This window comes from Burkholderia singularis, from assembly GCF_900176645.1.
In the GTDB taxonomy this organism is placed as follows: domain Bacteria; phylum Pseudomonadota; class Gammaproteobacteria; order Burkholderiales; family Burkholderiaceae; genus Burkholderia; species Burkholderia singularis.
Genome location: NZ_FXAN01000041.1, coordinates 69122 through 87308, shown reverse-complemented (window position 1 = coordinate 87308; position 18187 = coordinate 69122). Strand labels below are relative to the sequence as shown.

The window sequence follows — 18187 nt, the reverse complement described above, 5'->3', positions numbered from 1 at the left end:
GTTTGCTATCCTGTTCGGAGAGCGATTTATGCAGGCGCGCGGATAACGTGCCGTTCAACCGCCTCGCCCACAAAAATGCGGACAGGTTCTGCCTTTGCGGCAACACGCCGAAGGAATACAATCCCGCCACACTCTCGCCACAGCGAGAGTGCAGCAGACATGCATCCGATCCTAACCAAGCGGTTAACGCGAAATTGTAAGTCCCTGAATAAGCGAAGAATTCTGGCCCGCCCTACACGATTCGAACGTGTGACCTACGGCTTAGAAGGCCGTTGCTCTATCCAACTGAGCTAAGGGCGGTCGGAGAACGACAACGCAGTTGAAATCGAAGTCGCCAGAAGAAACAACAAGAAGCGCGCAGCGCGAGAACAAAAACCCTCTATCCAGACGCATCTCGGGCCCGGTAAAACCGAGCCCGAAATTATACCCGATCGCCACGACAATCGGGGCCACCCTGTTACGGGCGCATTAAACCGGTTGCGGATGGAACAGGAACCAGCCAAGACAGAACAACCCGGCCAGCACGCAATAAAGACCAAACGCGGCAAGCCGCCCGCGCCCTTCGAAATAGCGCATCAGGAACCGCACGCTCAGATAAGCGGCGATCGCCGTCAACACGCCGCCCAACAGCGCGTCGGCAAGCTGGCCGGGCGCATGAAGCAGCTTCGGCAGTTCGAGCACGCCGGCCGCGAAAATGATCGGCGTGCCAAGCAGGAAAGAGAATTCCGCCGCCTTCTCCGCCGTCAGCCCCGCCAGATTGCCGGCGATCATCGTGAGGCCGCTGCGGGAAAAACCCGGAATCAGCGCTCCCACCTGCGCTAGGCCAACGAAAAATGCTTGCTTGAACGTCAGTTTTTCGGGCGGGCGATGTACGCTCGCCCGCTGCAACCGATCGCCGATCCACAGCAAGATGCCGTTGACGATCAGCGCAATCGCGACGATCCGCAGATCGTGGAACACCCGCTCGATGCGCTTCTCGAGCAGCAATCCGACGAGCCCTGCCGGAATCGTGCCGATGATGAGCGCCCACATCATATGGCCATCGTCGTTCTTGCGCCCATTGAGCGAAGCGAAAAAACCGGCGATCAGCGCAAGCCAGCGGTCACGGAAATACCAGAGAAGCGCAAATGCGGTGCCCAAATGCAGCGCAACGAGAAACGGCAGCAGCTGCGGCGCATGCTTGTCGATATGCATGCCGAAGATGGCGGGCACGAGCAATGTGTGCCCGAGGCTGCTGACAGGAAAGAGTTCGGTTACGCCCTGCAGGACGCTCAGAAATACCAGAAACCAAAGGCTCACGCGTCGGTCCTTTTATCGGAGAGATTAAGCGAGGAAAACCGGCGGAAACGGCGTAGCATGCACTCGACGCCGCACCACCCCAGAAAACCGCGCCCCGATTATGCCGAGCGTGAATGACTGCGCCAAGGCGTTTGGCGCAAATCAGGCATCCAGCCAACAGCCGGATACATTCTCACATGATTTGAAAGCACTTCGAAAGCACATATCAATCAAAGTGACTGCTTCCAGGCACAAAAACGGTCAGATCAACGGCCGACTTTGTAGAAGAACAGCACCGTGCTGCCGGTGAACATCCCGAAAAGCGTGAGAGCCATCGCAGTTGCCAGATCCATAGTGAGTTCTCCAAGGTAAATCTTGATACGGCACGATATAAAGATGACCGGTTGACGTCATTGTCCTTACGGATGACGTTCTTTGACATTCTCGATTTCCCGTACATCGCCTCCCGTCATCCGCCGTACCGACAGCTCGCCCAACAACCCCGCACGATCCGCTATTCTTAGTAATCCAACCCCCAATAAAGCGTCAACGCGCGTCATCATGCCCACTTTCCAGAATCAACCCATTCTTGAACTTGCCGACGGCGCATCGCTCGCGCGCATCGCGCCTCAGGCAGGCGGACGGCTCCTGTCTTGGAGCGTCGACGGCGAAAGCGTCGTGTTCTGGCCCGAATCGGCAGATTGGTCGCGCCCCGCCAAGGTCCGCGGCGGCAATCCGCTGCTGTTCCCGTTTCTCGGCCGCCATCGGGCAGACGGCCAGATAGGCCGGTGGCGCGACCGCGACGGCATCGTGCGCGATCTGCCGATGCACGGCTTCGCTCGCGACCTGCCGTTCAGCGCGCATCCCGATGCCGACAGCCGCGGCGTGACGCTGACGCTCGAAAGCAGCAGCGTCACGCGCGACGGTTATCCGTTCGAATTCCGTTTCGAGGCAAGCTACCGGCTCGCCGATGCGCACACGCTGGACGTCGCCTTGACGACGTCCAATCTGGGTCAAACGCCGCTGCCGTACTACGCAGGCCATCATTTCTACTTTGCGCTGCCGCATGGCGAACGCGCGTCGACGACACTCGCGCTGCCGCCCGCACAGATTCGCCGTCAGCTCGACGACGGCTCGATCAGCCCGCCCGAGCCCGGCACGCCGCTTTATACGCTGGACGATTCGAGCATCATCGACCGCTTTCACTGCGTCGAGCCCGATCGCGCGCCCGTCCAGCCGGTTCGCATCGCGATGCCCGGCCGTCACACGATCGAGATCGATCTGAACCGGCCCGGCTCGGTGCCGTGGTACGCCGTCACGACATGGACCGAAGCGCCCGAATCGGACTTCTACTGCGTCGAGCCGTGGCTCGGCCTGCCGGACGCGATCCACAACGGTCTTGGTCTTCGCACCGTCGCGCCCGGCGTGACCGAAACCGCGGCGTTGCGTATCCGCGTCACGCGTTGAGTTGACACGGCGCATATTGCGCCGTCCGGGCGCGTCATTCGCATCAGGCCGCCCGCCGGGGCATGCGCCCTGCTCACAACGATCGGCGGCGACGCACCTGCCAAGCAGCGAACAGCGTGCATCGATCGAAGAGCCACCCGCCACGCTCGCGGTATGGGACGCCCCGCTGGCGCCGCGCCCCTACTCGCCCATACGCGCCCCCCCCCGCGCCCTCGCAAGTGCGTCTCTCCACTCGACCCATGCCAACCCCCGTGGCCGTATGTCAGCGCCCGCGCATATCGAACGCAAAGCCGCGTACCCGTTGCCGAACCCGTTAAAATCAGATGTTTTTGTCCCTGCTGTCGCGCCGTCGCGGCAGTGCTTGCGAGGTTCAATGTTGGTGAAAACAACGAGACGGCTCGTCGTCGCATCGCTTGCCGTGCTGCTTGCCGCTTGCGGTTCGGCCCCTGTCGGCCCCGGTTTCTATCGGGTCGAGCGCGGCGACACGCTGAATAAAATCGCGCGTTCGAACGGGCAATCGGTCGCGAACATCGTCCGCTGGAATCAGATTTCGAATCCGGACGCGATAGAAGTCGGCCAAGTGCTGCGTGTTGCGCCGCCATCGGGCGCCGCGTCGAAGGCCGCTACAGGCGGCACGGCCCGAAGTTCGGGCCGCACGGCATCGGCTTCGTCATCTGCGTCAGCGGTCAAGCCCCCATCGAGCATCTCGCTCGTCTGGCCCGCGGCTGGCAACGTGGTTCGCTCATTCGACGGCTCGCAGTCCAAAGGCATCGACATCGCGAACACGGCGGGCACGCCGGTTGTCGCGGCAGCGGCCGGCACGGTCGTGTATGCGGGCAACGGGCTGCGCGGCTACGGCAACCTGCTGATCATCAAACACAATGCGGATTTTCTGACATCCTACGCGCACAACCGCACACTGCTCGCGAAGGAAGGAGAAACGGTCGCGCAAGGGCAAAAGATCGCGGAGATGGGCGATACCGACAACAACCGCGTCGCGCTGCATTTCGAGCTGCGCTACAGCGGCCGTCCGGTGGATCCGGCGCGCTATCTGCCATTGCGCTGACGCGCCCGCATGCGCATACACGCAACGCCGCGCGCGGCAACGACCGCCGCGTGCGCCGGCAGGATGAAGGCGATCGAAAAAAGCTCAGCGTTTGCGCAACCGGCCGGAAAGCGGATCGACACGGCAAGCAAACGCCACCAGCGCGCCAATCCCGACTACGCTGAGCCCCGTAGCTATCAGAATCAGGTCCATGATCGTATCTATTGTTGGTAAGTCGATCATACGCAGCATTTATGGTTTTCGCATGAAGGTGTTTCCCCAGTAACGGCGCGAAAGATGGCGCCTGATCCATCGTTTCGTTGTCCTGTGCACTGACATGGCGCACAGTCCGCGCAATCGGAAATCCACGATGCCGCCCGTGCCGGCCGCCATGCCGATCCCGTCGCACGCTTCGTCCCGCGCCTGCCCGCCATCGCGCCGATACCAGCGCCAATGAACCGACGAAAGCGGCCGCATCGTGCCGCGCGGCGACGCGACCGCCTGCACCGTCACGCGCCGGACGCGCGACGAACCGAAGGATGCCTCCAATCGTTTCGCAAACGGCTTTGCTCGCGCGGACGTGAAACGCGGCAAGCGGATCGGCATTCCGCGCGCGGCGCACTCAAACGGCAATCGCGCACCGGTCGGCGTATCAGATCGATGCGATAGCAGCCTTGCTGGTAATGTCGTGCGCGCTGTTCGGCGCGCGCGCCCGCATTGCGTCTGGGCAGCAACTGCGCGGCCGCGCCTGTTACCGCTCGCGCCGACCGTCAGAAAACCGTGCGCGCCGCGCGCATCGCCACCGTCTCCCGCGACGATCGATTGCGTCGATGCAGAAAGTACGAAAGCTCGACTCGCCCCGCACATCAGCATCCATGCGAAATCGCGCGTGCCGACGATTTGCCGATAAACGCAACCGCGACGATCGTCCGCGCGGTCGCTGCGCAAGCTGAGCGACCCAAAGCGCCACTGTGTCGTTTGCGGCCGTCGGCAAACGCGCGCATATGCCGCACATCCTATCTATCCCAGCGATTGCCGGCGCCATCGCATTTCGCCCGACTGACCGAACGGCCGACTCTCGAGCCCCGCACGAATGGTTTATAGTGGCGCTCACCGTAGTCAGTTCAATCTCCATCCGATGTCTTCAAACGCTTCGTCCGCCGACGCGCAACACAGTCCGCTGTATCTGAAACTTCTTGGCGAAACCGCGAAGATCGACTGGTGCGATCTCGAACGCTTCTTTGCGCAAGGCAAGCTGCTGTCCGTGGCGCGCGATCTCGATCTCGTGAGCATCGCCGAGGCGATTGCCCGCGACGATAAGGATCAGGTCGCCCGCTGGCTCGCCGCGGGCCATGTCGAACGGATGCAGACGGACACCGCGCAGGATTACGCGGCGCGCACACCCGAGCTGTGGGCGGTCGTCGTATCGCCTTGGGTGTGCGTACAAGAGCGCGGGTAACGCGGCAATGTCCGCCCCCGACCGCCCCGGCAACGGCCTCGGGCCCCGCACCGGGGCAAACTGGCACCGCCGCGTGCTCGGCCTCGCGTTGCCGATCATCGCGGCCAATCTTACTCAACCGATCCTCGGCGCGGTCGATACGGCCGTCGCAGGCCATCTGAATGGCACGCAATATCTCGGCGGCGTCGCGCTCGGCGGGCTCTTCTTCAATTTCGTGTACTGGGGCTTCGGTTTCTTGCGCATGGGCACAACGGGGCTTGTCGCGCGGTCATACGGCGCCAACGATCTCGCGGCAATCCGCATCGACGTGCTACGCGCGCTGTTGCTCGCATTCGCGCTCGGCGCAACGGTGCTCGCGCTGCAAACGCCGCTCGTCACGTTCGCGTTCGCCGCGCTCGGCGGTAGCCACGCCGTGCGCGCGACAGCCCTCGAATACACGCATGCGCGCATCTGGGCTGCTCCGTTCGCGCTCGCGAACTACGCGATACTCGGTTGCCTGCTCGGCATGCAGCGCGTGCGGCTGGCGCTCGCCATCCAGGTGTTCGTCAATGTCGTCAACATCGGTGCGGTGCTGCTCTATGTGTACCGTTTCGATTGGGGCGTCGCAGGCATCGGCGCCGCGACGGCGACGGCCGACATCGCGGGGTTCGCGCTCGGCGCGCTGCTGCTTGGCCGGCTGAGCCCGCCCGGCCTGCCGCGCATCGAGCGCGCGCAGCTGTTCGACCGTGCAGCGTTGATGCGGCTCGTCGCACTCAACCGCGACATCTTTATCCGCACGCTATGCCTGCTGTCGGCGTTCGGCTGGTTTGCGCATCTCGGCGCGCGGCAAGGCGACACGACGCTCGCCGCAAACGCACTGCTACTGAATCTGCAGACTTTCATGGCATACGGCCTGGACGGCTTCGCGCATGCCGCGGAAGCGCTGGTAGGCGCGGCAGCGGGCGCGCGCGATCGCGGCGCGTTCGGTCATGCACTGCGCACGACGTTCGTCTGGGCGGGGCTCGGTGCAGCCGGATTCGCGCTCGTCTACTGGAGCGCTGGCGGATGGATCGTCGCCCAGTTGACCGACCAACCGTCGATTCGCGACATGGCCGGGCGTTATTTGCCGTGGGCAGCGTTGTCGCCTGTGATTTCGGTATGGGGCTTCATGCTCGACGGCGTCTTCATCGGCGCGACGTACACCCGAGCGTTGATGCGTGCGATGGCGATATCGTTCGCGCTGTTCGTCGCGGCAACGCTCGCGCTAGTCGGCCCATTCGGCAATCATGGGCTCTGGGCCGCACTGCTGATTTTCATGGGCGCACGCGGCATGACGCTCGCCCGGTACCTCCCGGCCCTGACGAGAGCGATTGCCGATGATCCGCCTTCCCGCGGATTCGCCGCCGTCGCCGACTGACACCCGGCACGCCAACGCCCGCTGCGTGCGGTACTTCATACCGCCCGATACGCCGCGCTTCGCGGCATCCGCCGCCGGAACACGGCGCACCACAACCTCGCCGCTCCAGCGCGCCGGCGTATCCAACCGTTCGCGCGTCGGCCAGCTACGCGTTGCGCACCGACCCCACTATCGTGCAGACGCGGGGCCGGGCATCGGCGTCGCGCTCGCTGGAGCGGGCGCTTTCGCGTCGGGCGCCAGCATCGACGGCGGCGTCATATCGGTCGGCACCCCTTGGTAATCGGGAGGATCTTGCGGCGGCGTGCCGCGACGCGTTTGCCGGGGGTCGCTCACACAGCCGGCCAGCACGGCCGCAACCAGCGCGGCGACGATGATGCGGTTCATGATTTTCCTTCGAACGGATTGACGGCTGCGCCGCCCGTTCCGCCGAGCAGCGCCCGGCGAGTCTACTGGAAATCGGCGCGCGGCGACGCGGCTCGATCGCGCGGCTTCTCCGTCCGCACATGCATGTTCTACTATGAAAGCGTGGCGCTATGCCGGTTCGAAAGGAGGGCTGCCATGGATACCGAATCGATTGCGGGCCTGATCGGCCTATGTATTGGACTGATGGTACTCATCGGCCTGTCCGTTTACGAATCGCGAGAGTACAAACGGACGCACAACGGCGAGGGCATGATCCATCACTGGATGGCCGAGCATCACTTGCTCGATTGGCGACGCAAACACTAGCGCCCCCGCGCTCCGCTCATGACGTTTTCGGCACGCAGACCGCGCCGCGACGCGCTATGCGCATCGCACGGCTCGCGAAAATACGGCTGAATTCTTTCGGCAACACAGCGGCGCCCGCTTGAAGCGGGCGGACAGTTGTTCGCATGCCGACGCCCGCCTTCATTGCCGGAGGCCTACCAGCTACCGGCACGGCAGGCGTGCCGGCTTCGTGCCCGCGTTGCGTGCATCGCCGTCGCAGGCGGCCCGCTCCAAAACACACGGCCCGGCAATCAACTTGCCGGGCCGCTGTCGTATCGTCGCATCGCGCATTGTCAGCGCGGCATCGGATCGCTCAGGAAGTGGCGCGCATATCGGGCGTTGATGTCCGACAAGCGGAATAGCGTCAGAAAATCCGCACAATTGAAATCCGGGTCCCACGCAGGAGCGCCACAAATCTTCGCGCCGAGCCGCAGATAACCCTTGATGAGCGGAGGGGGCGCCACCTTTGCACCGGTCTGAAGATCGTCGACCGGCAGCGGCGTATGGGGAAACGCTCGATATTCGGGCGCCGTCAACGCATCGCCGAGCGACCGATAAAGGTTCGCCGCATAGTGACCGCCATCCGCCATCGAAACGCTCGCGCAACCGAGCATCGTCTCGTAGCCGTTTTGCTGCATATACGTGCCAAGCCCGCCCCACAGGGCCATGATCACCGCGCCGCTGCGATAGTCGCGATGCACGCATGAGCGGCCGACCTCGACCATCTTCGAGCGCAGGTGCGCCAGACGCGACAGATCGAACTCGCCTTGCGCGTACAGGCGGCCGATTCGCGCAGCCTGATGCGGCGGCAACACGCGGTATGTGCCGACAACCTTCAGCGTATCGAGATCGCGCACCAGCAGGTGATCGCAGTACTGGTCGAACGAATCGACATCGAGGCCGGCCGGGCCGACCAAGCGGGCACCCATTTCTTCGGCGAACACGCTATGGCGCAGGCGCTGCGCTTCGCGCAGCTCGTCTTCGGTGCGCGCCCAGACGGCGCGCAGCCGGAATTCCGACGTAACCGTTTCGGCCGCGCGTGGCAAACGGCGACGCGGCAGTTCAAGGGGTAGCGAGGCAAAAGGCAGCGTAGGCGTCGGCAGTTCTCGCATTAGGCTTTCCTGGTCGTAAGGAAGGGAACGACATGCCCGCCAATGTAGTAACCGGCCGTGACGCTTATGTGGCAAAACGGTGTCCATTCGGTGACGTGTCGCCGATTTGACTTTAGCAGAAAGCCGGAAATAGCGCTGGATTGCCCGCGATCAGATTAGATCTGGCGCAATCGCCGCACGCAACACCGTCTGGCCATTGCCGTCGCGAACGCGGCTCGTGAGCCATAACAGGCCGCCCTTCTTGATGCTCCAGCTTTCGCGCGAGCCGGCGAGCAACCAGGCGGCGACACTGCCGAGCGTCGGCTGATGTCCGACGATGACGACCGTCGACGCGATCCCGTCCGGCCAACCCGCCGCGACGAGCACGTCGTCGACAGTGCCGCCTGGCGCAAGCTCGTTGACGATCCGGTATTGATCAGTCAACGCCTCGGCCGTCTGCAATGTCCGCGCCGCAGGACTTGCGAGCACCGCCGCGTTGCGCTCGATGCGCGCACGCAGCCATTTCGCCGCGGCCTGCGCATCCTTGTGACCGCGCTCGGTCAAGCGGCGGCCGAGGTCGGTGCTCGCGTAATCTTCGGCTTCGGCATGACGCCAGAGAATCAGGTTTGTCACAAGCAACCTCCGAAACGCATTAGGGCGACGCGCCGCGACGACAGCGTCTCATTGTCCATTTTCTTGCATCGGTTCAGCGCGCAGATCCGAAAGTCCATTTTGACTGCGCGCAATGATTGACCTGATCTCGAAAAGAGGGATAGAATTATTGATTCGTCGGAGCGTAGCGCAGCCTGGTAGCGCATCTGATTTGGGATCAGAGGGTCGTAGGTTCGAATCCTATCGCTCCGACCACGAACACCCGCGCTGTATAACGGTTTGCGGACGGACGGTTCACAAAGAGCCGCCGCAAACCGCCTCCAAATTTTAAAACCCTGTGCTCCAAAAATGCGCCGGCGGCGGTCATTCCTGACCGGGAACAAATCAGCCCCCATTTCCTCAACCGGATATAGCTGCAACATCGCGCGCGCGACCTCGATAACATCGGCATCGCCCCTAACGGACGCGCGTTGCGCGTCCATCGGCCCTGCCCGTCCGTCGACAACCTCGATTCCAACCGCCCCGCCCCATTGCCCGCGCGGCTGCAATTTTCGCTATCATCGGCATTGCCCCCGCAAGCCGCCTGCGCGGCCAGGGCCCGATACCCAAGCCCCGGCCGGGCAAAAGGCGAAAGCGGCGAGGAAAGCCGCAGCGCCAGCATCACCGCGTGTTGCACGTGCCCACCGGCTGCTGCCACAGGCCGCCCATACCCTGCCGCCCTTGCGGCTGATTTCGATTACATGAATCATCCCATCCGCTTCATCGCCCGACTCCTGATTTCCGTCGCGACGCTCGCGAATGCGGCATCGGCGTGGGCTGACGCGCCAACGCCCGGCGCGGCACTCGACTCCGCGCTCGACTGCTCGTCGACAGGCCACGCATTTATCGCACCGCTCCTCGCGCGCCAGGCGATCCGCTCACAGCCCATGCATGTCGAGGCGAATTCGGTCAATGCGTTTCGCACGAACAGCCCGCTAACCGCCTACGGCTTCCCGGTTTTCGTCGTGCTCGGCTATCAGGCCGACGATCCGCTCTTCAAACAGGGCGACGGCGAACCGATTGGCGCATGGGCATACGGCGTCGTCGTCAGAGGAACGAAAAGCGAAGTAGAAGAAAAGGTGCGCGCGGCTGGCAGCCAAGCAACGGTCAAGACCGCACTGCCGTTTTTGACGGCGATCGTCTGCACGCCGCGATAAGCGCACCGCGAATCCACCGCGGCGCGATCCCGCGAAACCAATGCGCCGCGCGTGAGTGCGGCGTCAAACCGACGAAAGCAGGCGAATCCGGCGGCCGACGAATCACGCCCCCGTATACACGACACGATACGGAATCCCGATTTTCTCCCACTCCGCCGCTTCCTGGCTGAGGCTGTAATCAGTCAGCGGATTCTGCGCGACCCACGCATTCGGCAAATGCACTTCGTAGCCGCCCTTCTTCATCTGCGCGACGCGAATTTCGGGCAAACCCGCATCGGTCCGGCGCCGGCACAGCAGCGCGGCAAGACGCAAACAGAACAGCAGCGGCCATTCGACTTCGCGCGCCTGCGACAACTTGCCAAGTTTGCCCGCATGACCGAGCACCAGCGCCGCGAGCCGCGCCTGGTCGGTGCGCGAAAAGCCCGGCATATCCGCGTTGCTGGCGATATATGCGGAATGCTTATGATAGGCACTGTGCGAAATCGACAACCCGATCTCGTGCAGCGCGGCAGCCCAGGCCAGAAACATCCGGCTCTCCTCGCGCGCCTCGCCATCGGGCACGTCGAGCTGATCATAGAAACGCGCAGCCTGCGTACCGATGCGCGCGGCCTGCGCGCGATCAACGCCGTAGCGGCGCATGAAGCCGTCCACTGTCACCGCGCGCATGTCCTCATGCTGCGTGCGGCCGAGCAAATCGTATAGAACACCTAAGCGCAGCGCGCCGTCCGTCGTGTCGACATAGTCGATGCCGAGTTCCTCGAATACGGCGAGCATGATCGACAGCCCGCCCGCGAGCACCGGCACGCGATCGGGCTTCAGCGCGACCAGTTTCAGCCGGTTCACGTTCTCCGACTTGATGAGCGCGCGCTTCAGACGCTCGAGGCCGCCGCGCGAAATGCCGTGCGCGACGCCCGCATCGTTGAAACCATTCGCCTCGACCAGTTCCGCGAGCGCACGCGCGGTGCCCGACGAGCCGATCGCCTGATCCCACCCCGCCTTCTTGTATTCGCCCGAGATGATCTGAATCTCGCGCTTGGCCGCGAGTTCGGCCTGCCTCATCGTGTATTCGTCGACGTTGCCCGCCGGAAAAAACGTGCGGCTATGGCTCACGCAGCCGATGTACAGGCTCTCCATCACGAGCGGCGTGTAGTGCTGGCCGATGATGAATTCGGTCGAGCCGCCGCCGATGTCGACGACAAGCCGCTTGCCCGCACTCGCCGGCACCGAATGCGCGGCGCCCGCATAGATGAGCCGCGCTTCCTCGCGGCCCGCGATCACTTCGATCGGAAAACCGAGCGCCGCTTCGGCCTCGGCAAGAAATTCGCCGGCGTTCTTCGCGACTCGCAACGTGTTCGTCGCGACCGCGCGCACGTGCTCGGGATGAAAATCGCGCAGCCGTTCGCCAAAGCGCTTGAGCGCTTCCCAGCCACGCTCCTGTGAGGCGCGATCGAGCATCTTGTCGCGCGACAGGCCGGCCGCGAGCCGCACCGGTTCGCGCAGCGCATCGACGGGATAGATCTGACTGCCGGCAGACGCCTCCTCGACACGGCCGACGATGAGCCGGAAGCTGTTCGAGCCGAGATCGACGGCAGCCAGTAAATGCGGGGATGTAACCATCGAGAGTGGGCTCCGTTCTCGCCTGGCCGCGCGGCAGCGGATTGCCGCGCGTACCGAAAGGTTCAAAGGCGCCATTTTAAGCGCTGCGCGGCGCCCGGTGGCGACCCCGATAAAACTTGCGGTACCGCTGACATTCTATCCGGCCGCCGGTTTTATGAAATCCTCGGTTTCCAGCGTATTATTTAGCGATCAACATCAAATTGTCATCAAGACGTCATCGCACCGTGAGACTTTCCGAGCGACCTTTCGAGTCTGCGCCCGACCTTTCAAATTCTGTGCCGATGTCCGTCCGCCACCCGCTTCTCAATCGCGAACTCGGTATCTTGGGCTTCAACGAGCGCGTGCTCGCCCAAGCTGCCGATCCGCATGTCCCTCTGCTCGAACGCCTGCGTTTCATCTGCATCACGAGCAGCAATCTCGATGAATTCTTCGAAGTCCGGATGGCCGGGCTGCTCGAGCAGATGCGCGACAATCCCGGCGCGCTGTCACCGGACGGCATGTCGCTGCAGCACGTGTACGACCTCGTCGTCGAGCGTGCGCAACGGCTCGTGCACCGGCAGTACGCGATGCTGCACGACACGATCCTGCCCGCGCTCGAACAGGAAGGCATCCATTTCCACGGTCCCGAGACGTGGAACGATGCGCAGCTCGAATGGGCGCGCAATTGCTTCGTCGACGAGCTGCTGCCGGTCTTGACGCCAATCGGCCTCGATCCCGCTCACCCGTTCCCGCGCGTGCTGAACAAGAGCCTGAACTTCGTGATCGAACTCGAAGGCCGCGACGCGTTCGGCCGCCAAGCAGTAATGGGTATCGTGCAGGCGCCGCGCGCATTGCCGCGCCTCGTGCGCATGCCGCAGGAGCTATCGGGCGTCCAGCACGGCTTCGTGCTGCTCAGCTCGCTGATGCAGCACTTCGTCGGCGAACTGTTCCCGAAGCTCGCCGTCAAGAGCTGCAATCAGTTCCGGATTACCCGCAACAGCGAACTTTTCGTCGACGAGGACGAAATCACCAATCTGCGCGTCGCGCTGCAAGGCGAGCTGCCCGCGCGGCATCTGGGCAACGCGGTGCGCCTCGAGGTATCGGCCGACACGCCGCAGCATCTCGTGCGACGCCTGCTCGACGAAAGCGGGCTGTCGGACCGGGACTGCTATCGCGTCAACGGCCCCGTCAATCTGGTGCGGCTGATGCAGCTGCCGGAACTCGTCGATCTGCCGGAACTCAAGTTCGTGCCGTTCACGCCCTCGATTCCCGTCGCGATCACGAATGCGCCGTCGATGTTCGATGCGATCGACCGCGGCGACATCCTGCTGCATCATCCATACGAGAGCTTTCAGCCGGTGCTCGAGCTGCTGCAGCAAGCGGCGCAGGATCCGAATGTCGTTGCGATCAAGCAGACGATTTACCGGACGGGCACCGATTCGCCGCTGATGGACGCGCTGATGGAAGCCGCGCGCAACGGCAAGGAAGTGACGGTCGTGGTGGAGTTGCTCGCGCGCTTTGACGAAGAGACGAACATCAATTGGGCCGCGCGGCTCGAATCGGTCGGCGCGCATGTCGTGTACGGCGTGGTCGGCCACAAATGCCACGCGAAGATGATGCTGATCGTGCGGCGCGTGACGCACAACGGCAAGACGGTGCTGCGCCGCTACGTGCATCTCGGCACGGGCAACTATCATCCGCGTACCGCGCGCCTTTATACCGATTTCGGGCTGATGACGGCCGAGCCCGCGCTTTGCGAGGATGTGCATCACGTGTTCCAGCAGTTGACCGGCATCGGCGGCGAGCTGACGATGCATCAGATGTGGCAATCGCCATTCACACTGCATCCGAAGCTTGTCGAACATATCCGCGCGGAAGCGGCGAACGCGCGTGCCGGCAAACGGGCGCGGATCGTCGCGAAGATGAACGCGCTCCTCGAGCCGACCGTGATCGCCGAGCTTTACGAGGCGTCGCAGGCGGGCGTGAAGGTGGATCTGATTGTGCGTGGCGTATGCGCGCTGCAACCGGGCGTGCCGGGGCTGTCGGAAAACATCACGGTGCGCTCGATCGTCGGGCGCTTTCTCGAACATCACCGGATCTACTACTTCCATGCGGACGGCGACGAACTCGTCTACCTGTCGAGCGCCGACTGGATGGATCGCAACCTGTTCCGCCGCGTCGAAGTCGCGTTTCCGGTGTATGAGCGCAAACTCAAGCGCCGGGTGATCGCCGAAGGGCTGTCGGTGTTTCTCGGCGACAATCAGTCCGCGTGGCTCATGCAAAGCGACGGTCACTACCGCCGCCGCCGCACGGGCAAAACGCAGCGCAGCGCCCAGCTCGGGCTGCTTGCGAAATTCTGCGCATAGGAAAGCGCCAACAAGCGGCGGCAAGCAACGCGAGCAGGCGGCGCACTGCCGATGGCCTGCCCGGCGGGCGGCCTGCCGTCTCGGCTGGCGGCGGGCTGGCGGCGTATCGTCGATGCGCTCGCGGGGCAAGCCATCGCAACGCAATCGCTTATGCGCTGCCGACGCGGCCCACGGCAGCCCGGCTGGCCCGCCGCTGCACGCTGCGAAGCACGACGCGGGCAACGAAGCGTCGCGCGCACGGCGCGGTGGTTATGCTGCGTGCCGGCGGCCGATCGTCCGATGTGCGGGGAACCGCGCGCTAAACGTGCTGCCACGCCCTTCCTCGCTCTGAATCAGCAACTGCGCATCGTGGCGTTGCAGCACATGCTTGCAGATCGCGAGCCCGAGCCCCGTGCCGCCCGTGTCGCGCGAGCGGCTGCGGTCGACACGATAAAAGCGCTCGGTCAACCGCGGCAGATCGGCGGCCGGAATCCCGAGTCCGCTGTCCGTCACAGAAAATACAGCTTGCGCGCCGTCGCGCCGCCATTCGACGCGTATCTTCCCGCCTTCCGGCGTATAGCGCACCGCGTTGGTCACCAGATTGCCGAGCGCGCTGAAAATTTCGGTTTGCGAGCCCGTGACGGTCAGCGTCTCGTCGATGTCGAACATAATGTCGTGATGCCCGTTCGACAACGTCTGCGCATCGTCCTTCAGGTGATCGAGCACGGCTTGCATATCGACTGCGCGATCGGCAGGCGGATTGGTTTCGCCTTCGAGCTTCGCGAGCACGAGCAGATCGGTGACGATCGAGCGCATCCGCGACGCCTGCTGTTCCATCAGTTCGAGATAGCGTGCGCGCTCGTCGTCGGCAAGCGGCAGTTCACGCAGCGTTTCGAGAAAACCCGACAGCACGGTGAGCGGCGTCTTCAGCTCGTGCGACACGTTCGCGACAAAATCGCGCCGCATCGCGTCGGTCCGCTCGAGTTCGGTGATGTCCTGCGTGAGCAGCAGCTTGCGGTTCTCGCCATATGGAAACACCTGCACCGCGAGCACGTTCTGCCGGCTGCCGCCCATCGCGCGCATCACGAGCGTCTCATCGTAGCGCTGGCCGTTCAGATAGCGGACGAAATCCGGATGACGAACCAAATGCGTGATGTGCTGGCGCAGATCGCGCTTCGTGTCGAGTCCGAAGTGCACTTCCGCGATCGCGTTGCACCATTCGATCTGGTCGTGATCGTCGAGCATCACGACGCCGTTCGGCGACGCCTGGATCGCCTGAATGAAACGCGAGTGCTGCTGCTCGACCTGGCGCACCTGTGCATGCCATTGTTTCGCGAGCTTGTGCAGACGATAGTAGATTTCGCCCCAGATACCGGGCGCGCTCGGCACTTCGCCGTAGACGGGTGCATCGAGCAGCCGCCACAAGCGCTGCGTATGGAACGTGCTGAAGCAGCCTTGCACGACAAGCATCACGAGCATGAACGCGAGAGCCGCCGCAACGCCGGCAAAGACGGCGATCAGCACGCCGACGAGCGCAAGCAATACGAGCGACACTAGAAAGCGCGCCCAAATGATATTCATGATCGTCGCCCGACGAAGAAAAAGAAAACATGCGCGCGGCGCGACTCACCATGCAGATGCCACCCGGTCATTACGCGTGTTTCGCGAGCCGGTAGCCGCTGCCGCGGACGGTTTCGATCATAGCATCGCAGCCGGCGGGCTTGAGCGCGGCGCGCAATCGTTTGATGTGCACGTCGACTGTGCGCTCTTCGACGAACACGTGATCGCCCCACACCTGATCGAGCAATTGCGTGCGGCTATGCACGCGCTCCGGATGAGTCATGAAGAAATGCAGCAGACGGAATTCCGTGGGACCGAGATCGAGCTTGATCTCGCTGCCGTCGGCCTGTGCCGCGACGCGATGCGTCGCCGGGTCGAGCCGCAACCCGTTGATCGACACCACATCCTCGGTCAATTGCGGCGCGCGGCGGCGCAGCACCGCCTTGATCCGCGCCATCAGTTCCTTCGGCGAGAACGGCTTGGTCACGTAGTCGTCCGCGCCGATCTCGAGGCCGAGCACCTTGTCCTGCTCGTCGCCGCGCGCGGTCAGCATGATGATCGGAATATGCTTGGTCCGTTCGTTGTTGCGCAGATCGCGCGCGAACGCGATGCCGGATTTGCCCGGCAGCATCCAATCGAGCAAGACCAGATCGGGCAGCACGTCGCTGATCAGGTTTTGCGCCTGCTCCGCGTTGTAAGCGCGAATCGGGCAATGTCCCGCATGCTGAAGGTTGACCGAAATCAATTCGGAAATCGCGGGTTCATCTTCGATGACAAGAATGTTGCTGGGCATCGGCACCTCGGTCCTTCAAACGACGGTTAACTATTGGCTTCGCGATCGAGCGTGTCGCGCGGCTGGTGCCGCACGTCAGTACCCTTCACGATATAAATAATGAATTCAGCGATGTTCTTCGCGTGGTCGCCGATGCGCTCGATCGCCTTCGCGATCGACAGATAATCGAGGCCGACCGAGATCGTGCGCGGGTCCTCCTGCATGTACGACACGAGCTTGCGCACGAACGCGCGGAATTCCAGGTCGATCTCCTTGTCGTCCTTGACGATCTGCACGGCGGCGACCACATCCAGACGCGCGAACGCGTCGAGCGCGCGACGCAGGATCGTCACGGCCATTTCGCCCGACACCTTGATCTCGGCGATATTCACCGCCCGCGCGGCGGGCTCGTCGACGAGGCGGCGCACGCGCTTGGCGATCTTCTCGGCCTCGTCGCCCGCGCGCTCGAGATTGGTGATCGTCTTCGAGATCGACATCAGAAGACGCAGATCGCGCGCGGCCGGCTGCCGGCGCGCGATGATGTTGCCGCATTCCTCGTCGATTTCGACTTCCATGTGATTCAGACGGTCTTCCGCCGCGATCACGCGCTCGGCCGACGCGCGATCGAACTCGTTGAGCGCGCGCATCGCCTCGGTGATCTGCGCCTCGACGAGGCCGCCCATTTCGAGCACCTTCGACGACACCGCGTTCAAATCGGCATCGAACTGGCTCGACAAATGCTTATCCGACATATTTTTCTCCTCGCCCCGTATCAGCCGAAGCGGCCCGTGATGTAATCCTCGGTTTCCTTGCGCGCCGGCTTGATAAAGATCTTTTCCGTCTCGCCGAATTCGATCAGCTCGCCGAGATACATGTACGCGGTATAGTCCGAGCAGCGCGCCGCCTGCTGCATGTTGTGCGTGACGATGACGACCGTGTAGTCGCTCTTGAGTTCGGCGATCAGCTCCTCGATGCGGCCCGTCGAGATCGGGTCGAGCGCCGAGCATGGCTCGTCGAGCAGCAGCACCTCGGGCCGGATCGCGATCCCGCGCGCGATGCAAAGACGTTGCTGCTGGCCGCCCGACAGCCCGTAGCCGCTCTGGTTCAGCTTGTCCTTGACTTCGCTCCAGAGCGCCGCCTTCGTCAGCGCCCACTCGACACGATCGTCCATCTCCGAGCGCGTAAGTTTTTCGAACATCTTCACGCCGAACGCGATGTTGTCGTAGATCGACATCGGGAACGGTGTCGGCTTTTGAAACACCATGCCGATGCGTGCGCGCAGCAGCGAAATGTCGAGCTTGGATTGCAACAGGTTCTCGCCGTCCATCACGATCTCGCCTTCGGCCCGCTGCTCCGGGTAAAGCGCGTACATCTTGTTGAACGTGCGCAAAAGTGTCGACTTGCCGCAACCCGACGGACCGATGAATGCGGTCACCTTGCCTTCGGGAATCTGCAGGTTGATGTTCTTCAGCGCGTGGAACTTGTTGTAGAAGAAATTCAGATTCTTGACTTCGATCTTCGGAGTCGACGGCGCGAGCGGACGCTGTCCCGTCGCGGCGCCCGTGCCTGCAGGCTGCGCCGCGCGAAGAGAAGAATCGAGGTGGCTTTCTGCCATGTTCATCG

The 18187-nt window shown here is 63.2% G+C and carries 18 protein-coding genes and 2 tRNA genes; 8 read left to right on the top strand and 12 right to left on the bottom strand.

Annotation, left to right across the window (positions count from 1 at the left end; translation table 11 throughout):
• Positions 1–223: 223 nt before the first annotated feature.
• Together BSIN_RS07790 and BSIN_RS07785 are read right to left on the bottom strand one after the other, a co-directional pair.
• Positions 224–300: transfer RNA gene (locus BSIN_RS07790), tRNA-Arg, on the bottom strand.
• A 168-nt stretch (positions 301–468) separates the two neighbouring features.
• The gene (locus tag BSIN_RS07785; RefSeq protein ID WP_089340062.1) at positions 469–1299 is read right to left on the bottom strand and encodes an undecaprenyl-diphosphate phosphatase; all 831 of its coding nucleotides are present in this window, start codon (positions 1297–1299) and stop codon (positions 469–471) included.
• 540 nt (positions 1300–1839) lie between these two features.
• Between BSIN_RS07785 and BSIN_RS07780 the strand changes: the two genes are divergently transcribed.
• Both BSIN_RS07780 and BSIN_RS07775 read left to right on the top strand, forming a co-directional pair.
• Positions 1840–2745, top strand: coding sequence for an aldose epimerase family protein (locus BSIN_RS07780; RefSeq protein ID WP_089340061.1), 906 nt, complete (start codon positions 1840–1842; stop codon positions 2743–2745).
• Positions 2746–3118: 373 nt separating this feature from the next.
• Positions 3119–3811 (top strand): peptidoglycan DD-metalloendopeptidase family protein, encoded by a 693-nt coding sequence (locus BSIN_RS07775; RefSeq protein ID WP_089340060.1) that lies wholly within the window; start codon positions 3119–3121, stop codon positions 3809–3811.
• An 84-nt stretch (positions 3812–3895) separates the two neighbouring features.
• Here the strand turns inward: BSIN_RS07775 and BSIN_RS25785 are convergent, their stop codons facing one another.
• Positions 3896–4042 (bottom strand): hypothetical protein, encoded by a 147-nt coding sequence (locus BSIN_RS25785; RefSeq protein ID WP_156789223.1) that lies wholly within the window; start codon positions 4040–4042, stop codon positions 3896–3898.
• On the bottom strand, positions 4043–4339 hold the full coding sequence (locus BSIN_RS25220; protein ID WP_143757380.1) for a hypothetical protein: 297 nt from the start codon (positions 4337–4339) through the stop codon (positions 4043–4045). It abuts the gene before it with no gap.
• Positions 4340–4928: 589 nt separating this feature from the next.
• Here BSIN_RS25220 and BSIN_RS07765 point away from each other — a divergent pair.
• A complete protein-coding gene (locus BSIN_RS07765; protein WP_059513795.1) occupies positions 4929–5249 on the top strand; it encodes a DUF2288 domain-containing protein in 321 nt (106 codons plus the stop codon).
• A gap of 7 nt (positions 5250–5256) precedes the next feature.
• Positions 5257–6645 carry an MATE family efflux transporter gene (locus BSIN_RS07760; protein WP_089340058.1) on the top strand — a complete coding sequence of 463 codons (1389 nt, stop codon included), beginning with the start codon at positions 5257–5259 and terminating at the stop codon, positions 6643–6645.
• A gap of 168 nt (positions 6646–6813) precedes the next feature.
• On the opposite strand, the gene BSIN_RS07755 is transcribed toward BSIN_RS07760, so the two are convergent.
• The gene (locus tag BSIN_RS07755; RefSeq protein ID WP_089340057.1) at positions 6814–7029 is read right to left on the bottom strand and encodes a lipoprotein; all 216 of its coding nucleotides are present in this window, start codon (positions 7027–7029) and stop codon (positions 6814–6816) included.
• Positions 7030–7203: 174 nt separating this feature from the next.
• Here BSIN_RS07755 and BSIN_RS07750 point away from each other — a divergent pair, with 174 nt between their 5' ends.
• Positions 7204–7374, top strand: a complete 171-nt coding sequence (locus tag BSIN_RS07750; RefSeq protein WP_069234663.1) for a hypothetical protein — start codon at positions 7204–7206, stop codon at positions 7372–7374.
• A gap of 311 nt (positions 7375–7685) precedes the next feature.
• On the opposite strand, the gene BSIN_RS07745 is transcribed toward BSIN_RS07750, so the two are convergent.
• Both BSIN_RS07745 and BSIN_RS07740 read right to left on the bottom strand, forming a co-directional pair.
• Positions 7686–8504, bottom strand: a complete 819-nt coding sequence (locus BSIN_RS07745) for a GNAT family N-acetyltransferase (protein ID WP_059513804.1) — start codon at positions 8502–8504, stop codon at positions 7686–7688.
• Between the two features lie 150 nt (positions 8505–8654).
• Entirely contained in the window at positions 8655–9116 is a 462-nt protein-coding gene (locus BSIN_RS07740) for a SixA phosphatase family protein (protein WP_089340056.1), read from the bottom strand.
• A 157-nt stretch (positions 9117–9273) separates the two neighbouring features.
• Here BSIN_RS07740 and BSIN_RS07735 point away from each other — a divergent pair.
• Positions 9274–9350, top strand: a tRNA-Pro gene (locus tag BSIN_RS07735).
• Between the two features lie 485 nt (positions 9351–9835).
• Positions 9836–10291 (top strand): hypothetical protein, encoded by a 456-nt coding sequence (locus tag BSIN_RS07730; protein WP_059513806.1) that lies wholly within the window; start codon positions 9836–9838, stop codon positions 10289–10291.
• A gap of 102 nt (positions 10292–10393) precedes the next feature.
• On the opposite strand, the gene ppx is transcribed toward BSIN_RS07730, so the two are convergent.
• On the bottom strand, positions 10394–11908 hold the full coding sequence (gene ppx, locus BSIN_RS07725) for an exopolyphosphatase (RefSeq protein WP_089340055.1): 1515 nt from the start codon (positions 11906–11908) through the stop codon (positions 10394–10396).
• Positions 11909–12189: 281 nt separating this feature from the next.
• Here ppx and ppk1 point away from each other — a divergent pair, with 281 nt between their 5' ends.
• The gene (ppk1, locus tag BSIN_RS07720; protein ID WP_089340054.1) at positions 12190–14253 is read left to right on the top strand and encodes a polyphosphate kinase 1; all 2064 of its coding nucleotides are present in this window, start codon (positions 12190–12192) and stop codon (positions 14251–14253) included.
• A gap of 249 nt (positions 14254–14502) precedes the next feature.
• On the opposite strand, the gene phoR is transcribed toward ppk1, so the two are convergent.
• The 4 genes from phoR to pstB form a co-directional block, all read right to left on the bottom strand.
• Positions 14503–15813 carry a phosphate regulon sensor histidine kinase PhoR gene (gene phoR, locus BSIN_RS07715; protein WP_089340053.1) on the bottom strand — a complete coding sequence of 437 codons (1311 nt, stop codon included), beginning with the start codon at positions 15811–15813 and terminating at the stop codon, positions 14503–14505.
• A gap of 70 nt (positions 15814–15883) precedes the next feature.
• Positions 15884–16585: a phosphate regulon transcriptional regulator PhoB gene (gene phoB / locus BSIN_RS07710; protein WP_059513823.1), complete on the bottom strand. Its 702-nt coding sequence runs from the start codon at positions 16583–16585 to the stop codon at positions 15884–15886.
• Positions 16586–16611: 26 nt separating this feature from the next.
• Positions 16612–17316, bottom strand: a complete 705-nt coding sequence (phoU, locus tag BSIN_RS07705; RefSeq protein ID WP_059513826.1) for a phosphate signaling complex protein PhoU — start codon at positions 17314–17316, stop codon at positions 16612–16614.
• A 20-nt stretch (positions 17317–17336) separates the two neighbouring features.
• Entirely contained in the window at positions 17337–18185 is an 849-nt protein-coding gene (gene pstB, locus BSIN_RS07700; RefSeq protein WP_059513829.1) for a phosphate ABC transporter ATP-binding protein PstB, read from the bottom strand.
• Positions 18186–18187: the final 2 nt, after the last annotated feature.

Excerpts from the sequence above, each read along its gene's own strand:
- pstB (WP_059513829.1), bottom strand. The coding sequence starts at position 18,185 with ATGAACATGGCAGAAAGCCACCTCGATTCTTCTCTTCGCGCGGCGCAG.
- BSIN_RS07755 (WP_089340057.1), bottom strand. The coding sequence starts at position 7,029 with ATGAACCGCATCATCGTCGCCGCGCTGGTTGCGGCCGTGCTGGCCGGC.
- BSIN_RS07775 (WP_089340060.1), top strand. The coding sequence starts at position 3,119 with ATGTTGGTGAAAACAACGAGACGGCTCGTCGTCGCATCGCTTGCCGTG.
- BSIN_RS07765 (WP_059513795.1), top strand. The coding sequence starts at position 4,929 with ATGTCTTCAAACGCTTCGTCCGCCGACGCGCAACACAGTCCGCTGTAT.
- BSIN_RS07730 (WP_059513806.1), top strand. The coding sequence starts at position 9,836 with ATGAATCATCCCATCCGCTTCATCGCCCGACTCCTGATTTCCGTCGCG.
- ppx (WP_089340055.1), bottom strand. The coding sequence starts at position 11,908 with ATGGTTACATCCCCGCATTTACTGGCTGCCGTCGATCTCGGCTCGAAC.
- phoU (WP_059513826.1), bottom strand. The coding sequence starts at position 17,316 with ATGTCGGATAAGCATTTGTCGAGCCAGTTCGATGCCGATTTGAACGCG.
- BSIN_RS25785 (WP_156789223.1), bottom strand. The coding sequence starts at position 4,042 with ATGCTGCGTATGATCGACTTACCAACAATAGATACGATCATGGACCTG.
- BSIN_RS07750 (WP_069234663.1), top strand. The coding sequence starts at position 7,204 with ATGGATACCGAATCGATTGCGGGCCTGATCGGCCTATGTATTGGACTG.
- BSIN_RS07745 (WP_059513804.1), bottom strand. The coding sequence starts at position 8,504 with ATGCGAGAACTGCCGACGCCTACGCTGCCTTTTGCCTCGCTACCCCTT.
- ppk1 (WP_089340054.1), top strand. The coding sequence starts at position 12,190 with ATGTCCGTCCGCCACCCGCTTCTCAATCGCGAACTCGGTATCTTGGGC.
- phoR (WP_089340053.1), bottom strand. The coding sequence starts at position 15,813 with ATGAATATCATTTGGGCGCGCTTTCTAGTGTCGCTCGTATTGCTTGCG.
- BSIN_RS07760 (WP_089340058.1), top strand. The coding sequence starts at position 5,257 with ATGTCCGCCCCCGACCGCCCCGGCAACGGCCTCGGGCCCCGCACCGGG.
- BSIN_RS07780 (WP_089340061.1), top strand. The coding sequence starts at position 1,840 with ATGCCCACTTTCCAGAATCAACCCATTCTTGAACTTGCCGACGGCGCA.
- phoB (WP_059513823.1), bottom strand. The coding sequence starts at position 16,585 with ATGCCCAGCAACATTCTTGTCATCGAAGATGAACCCGCGATTTCCGAA.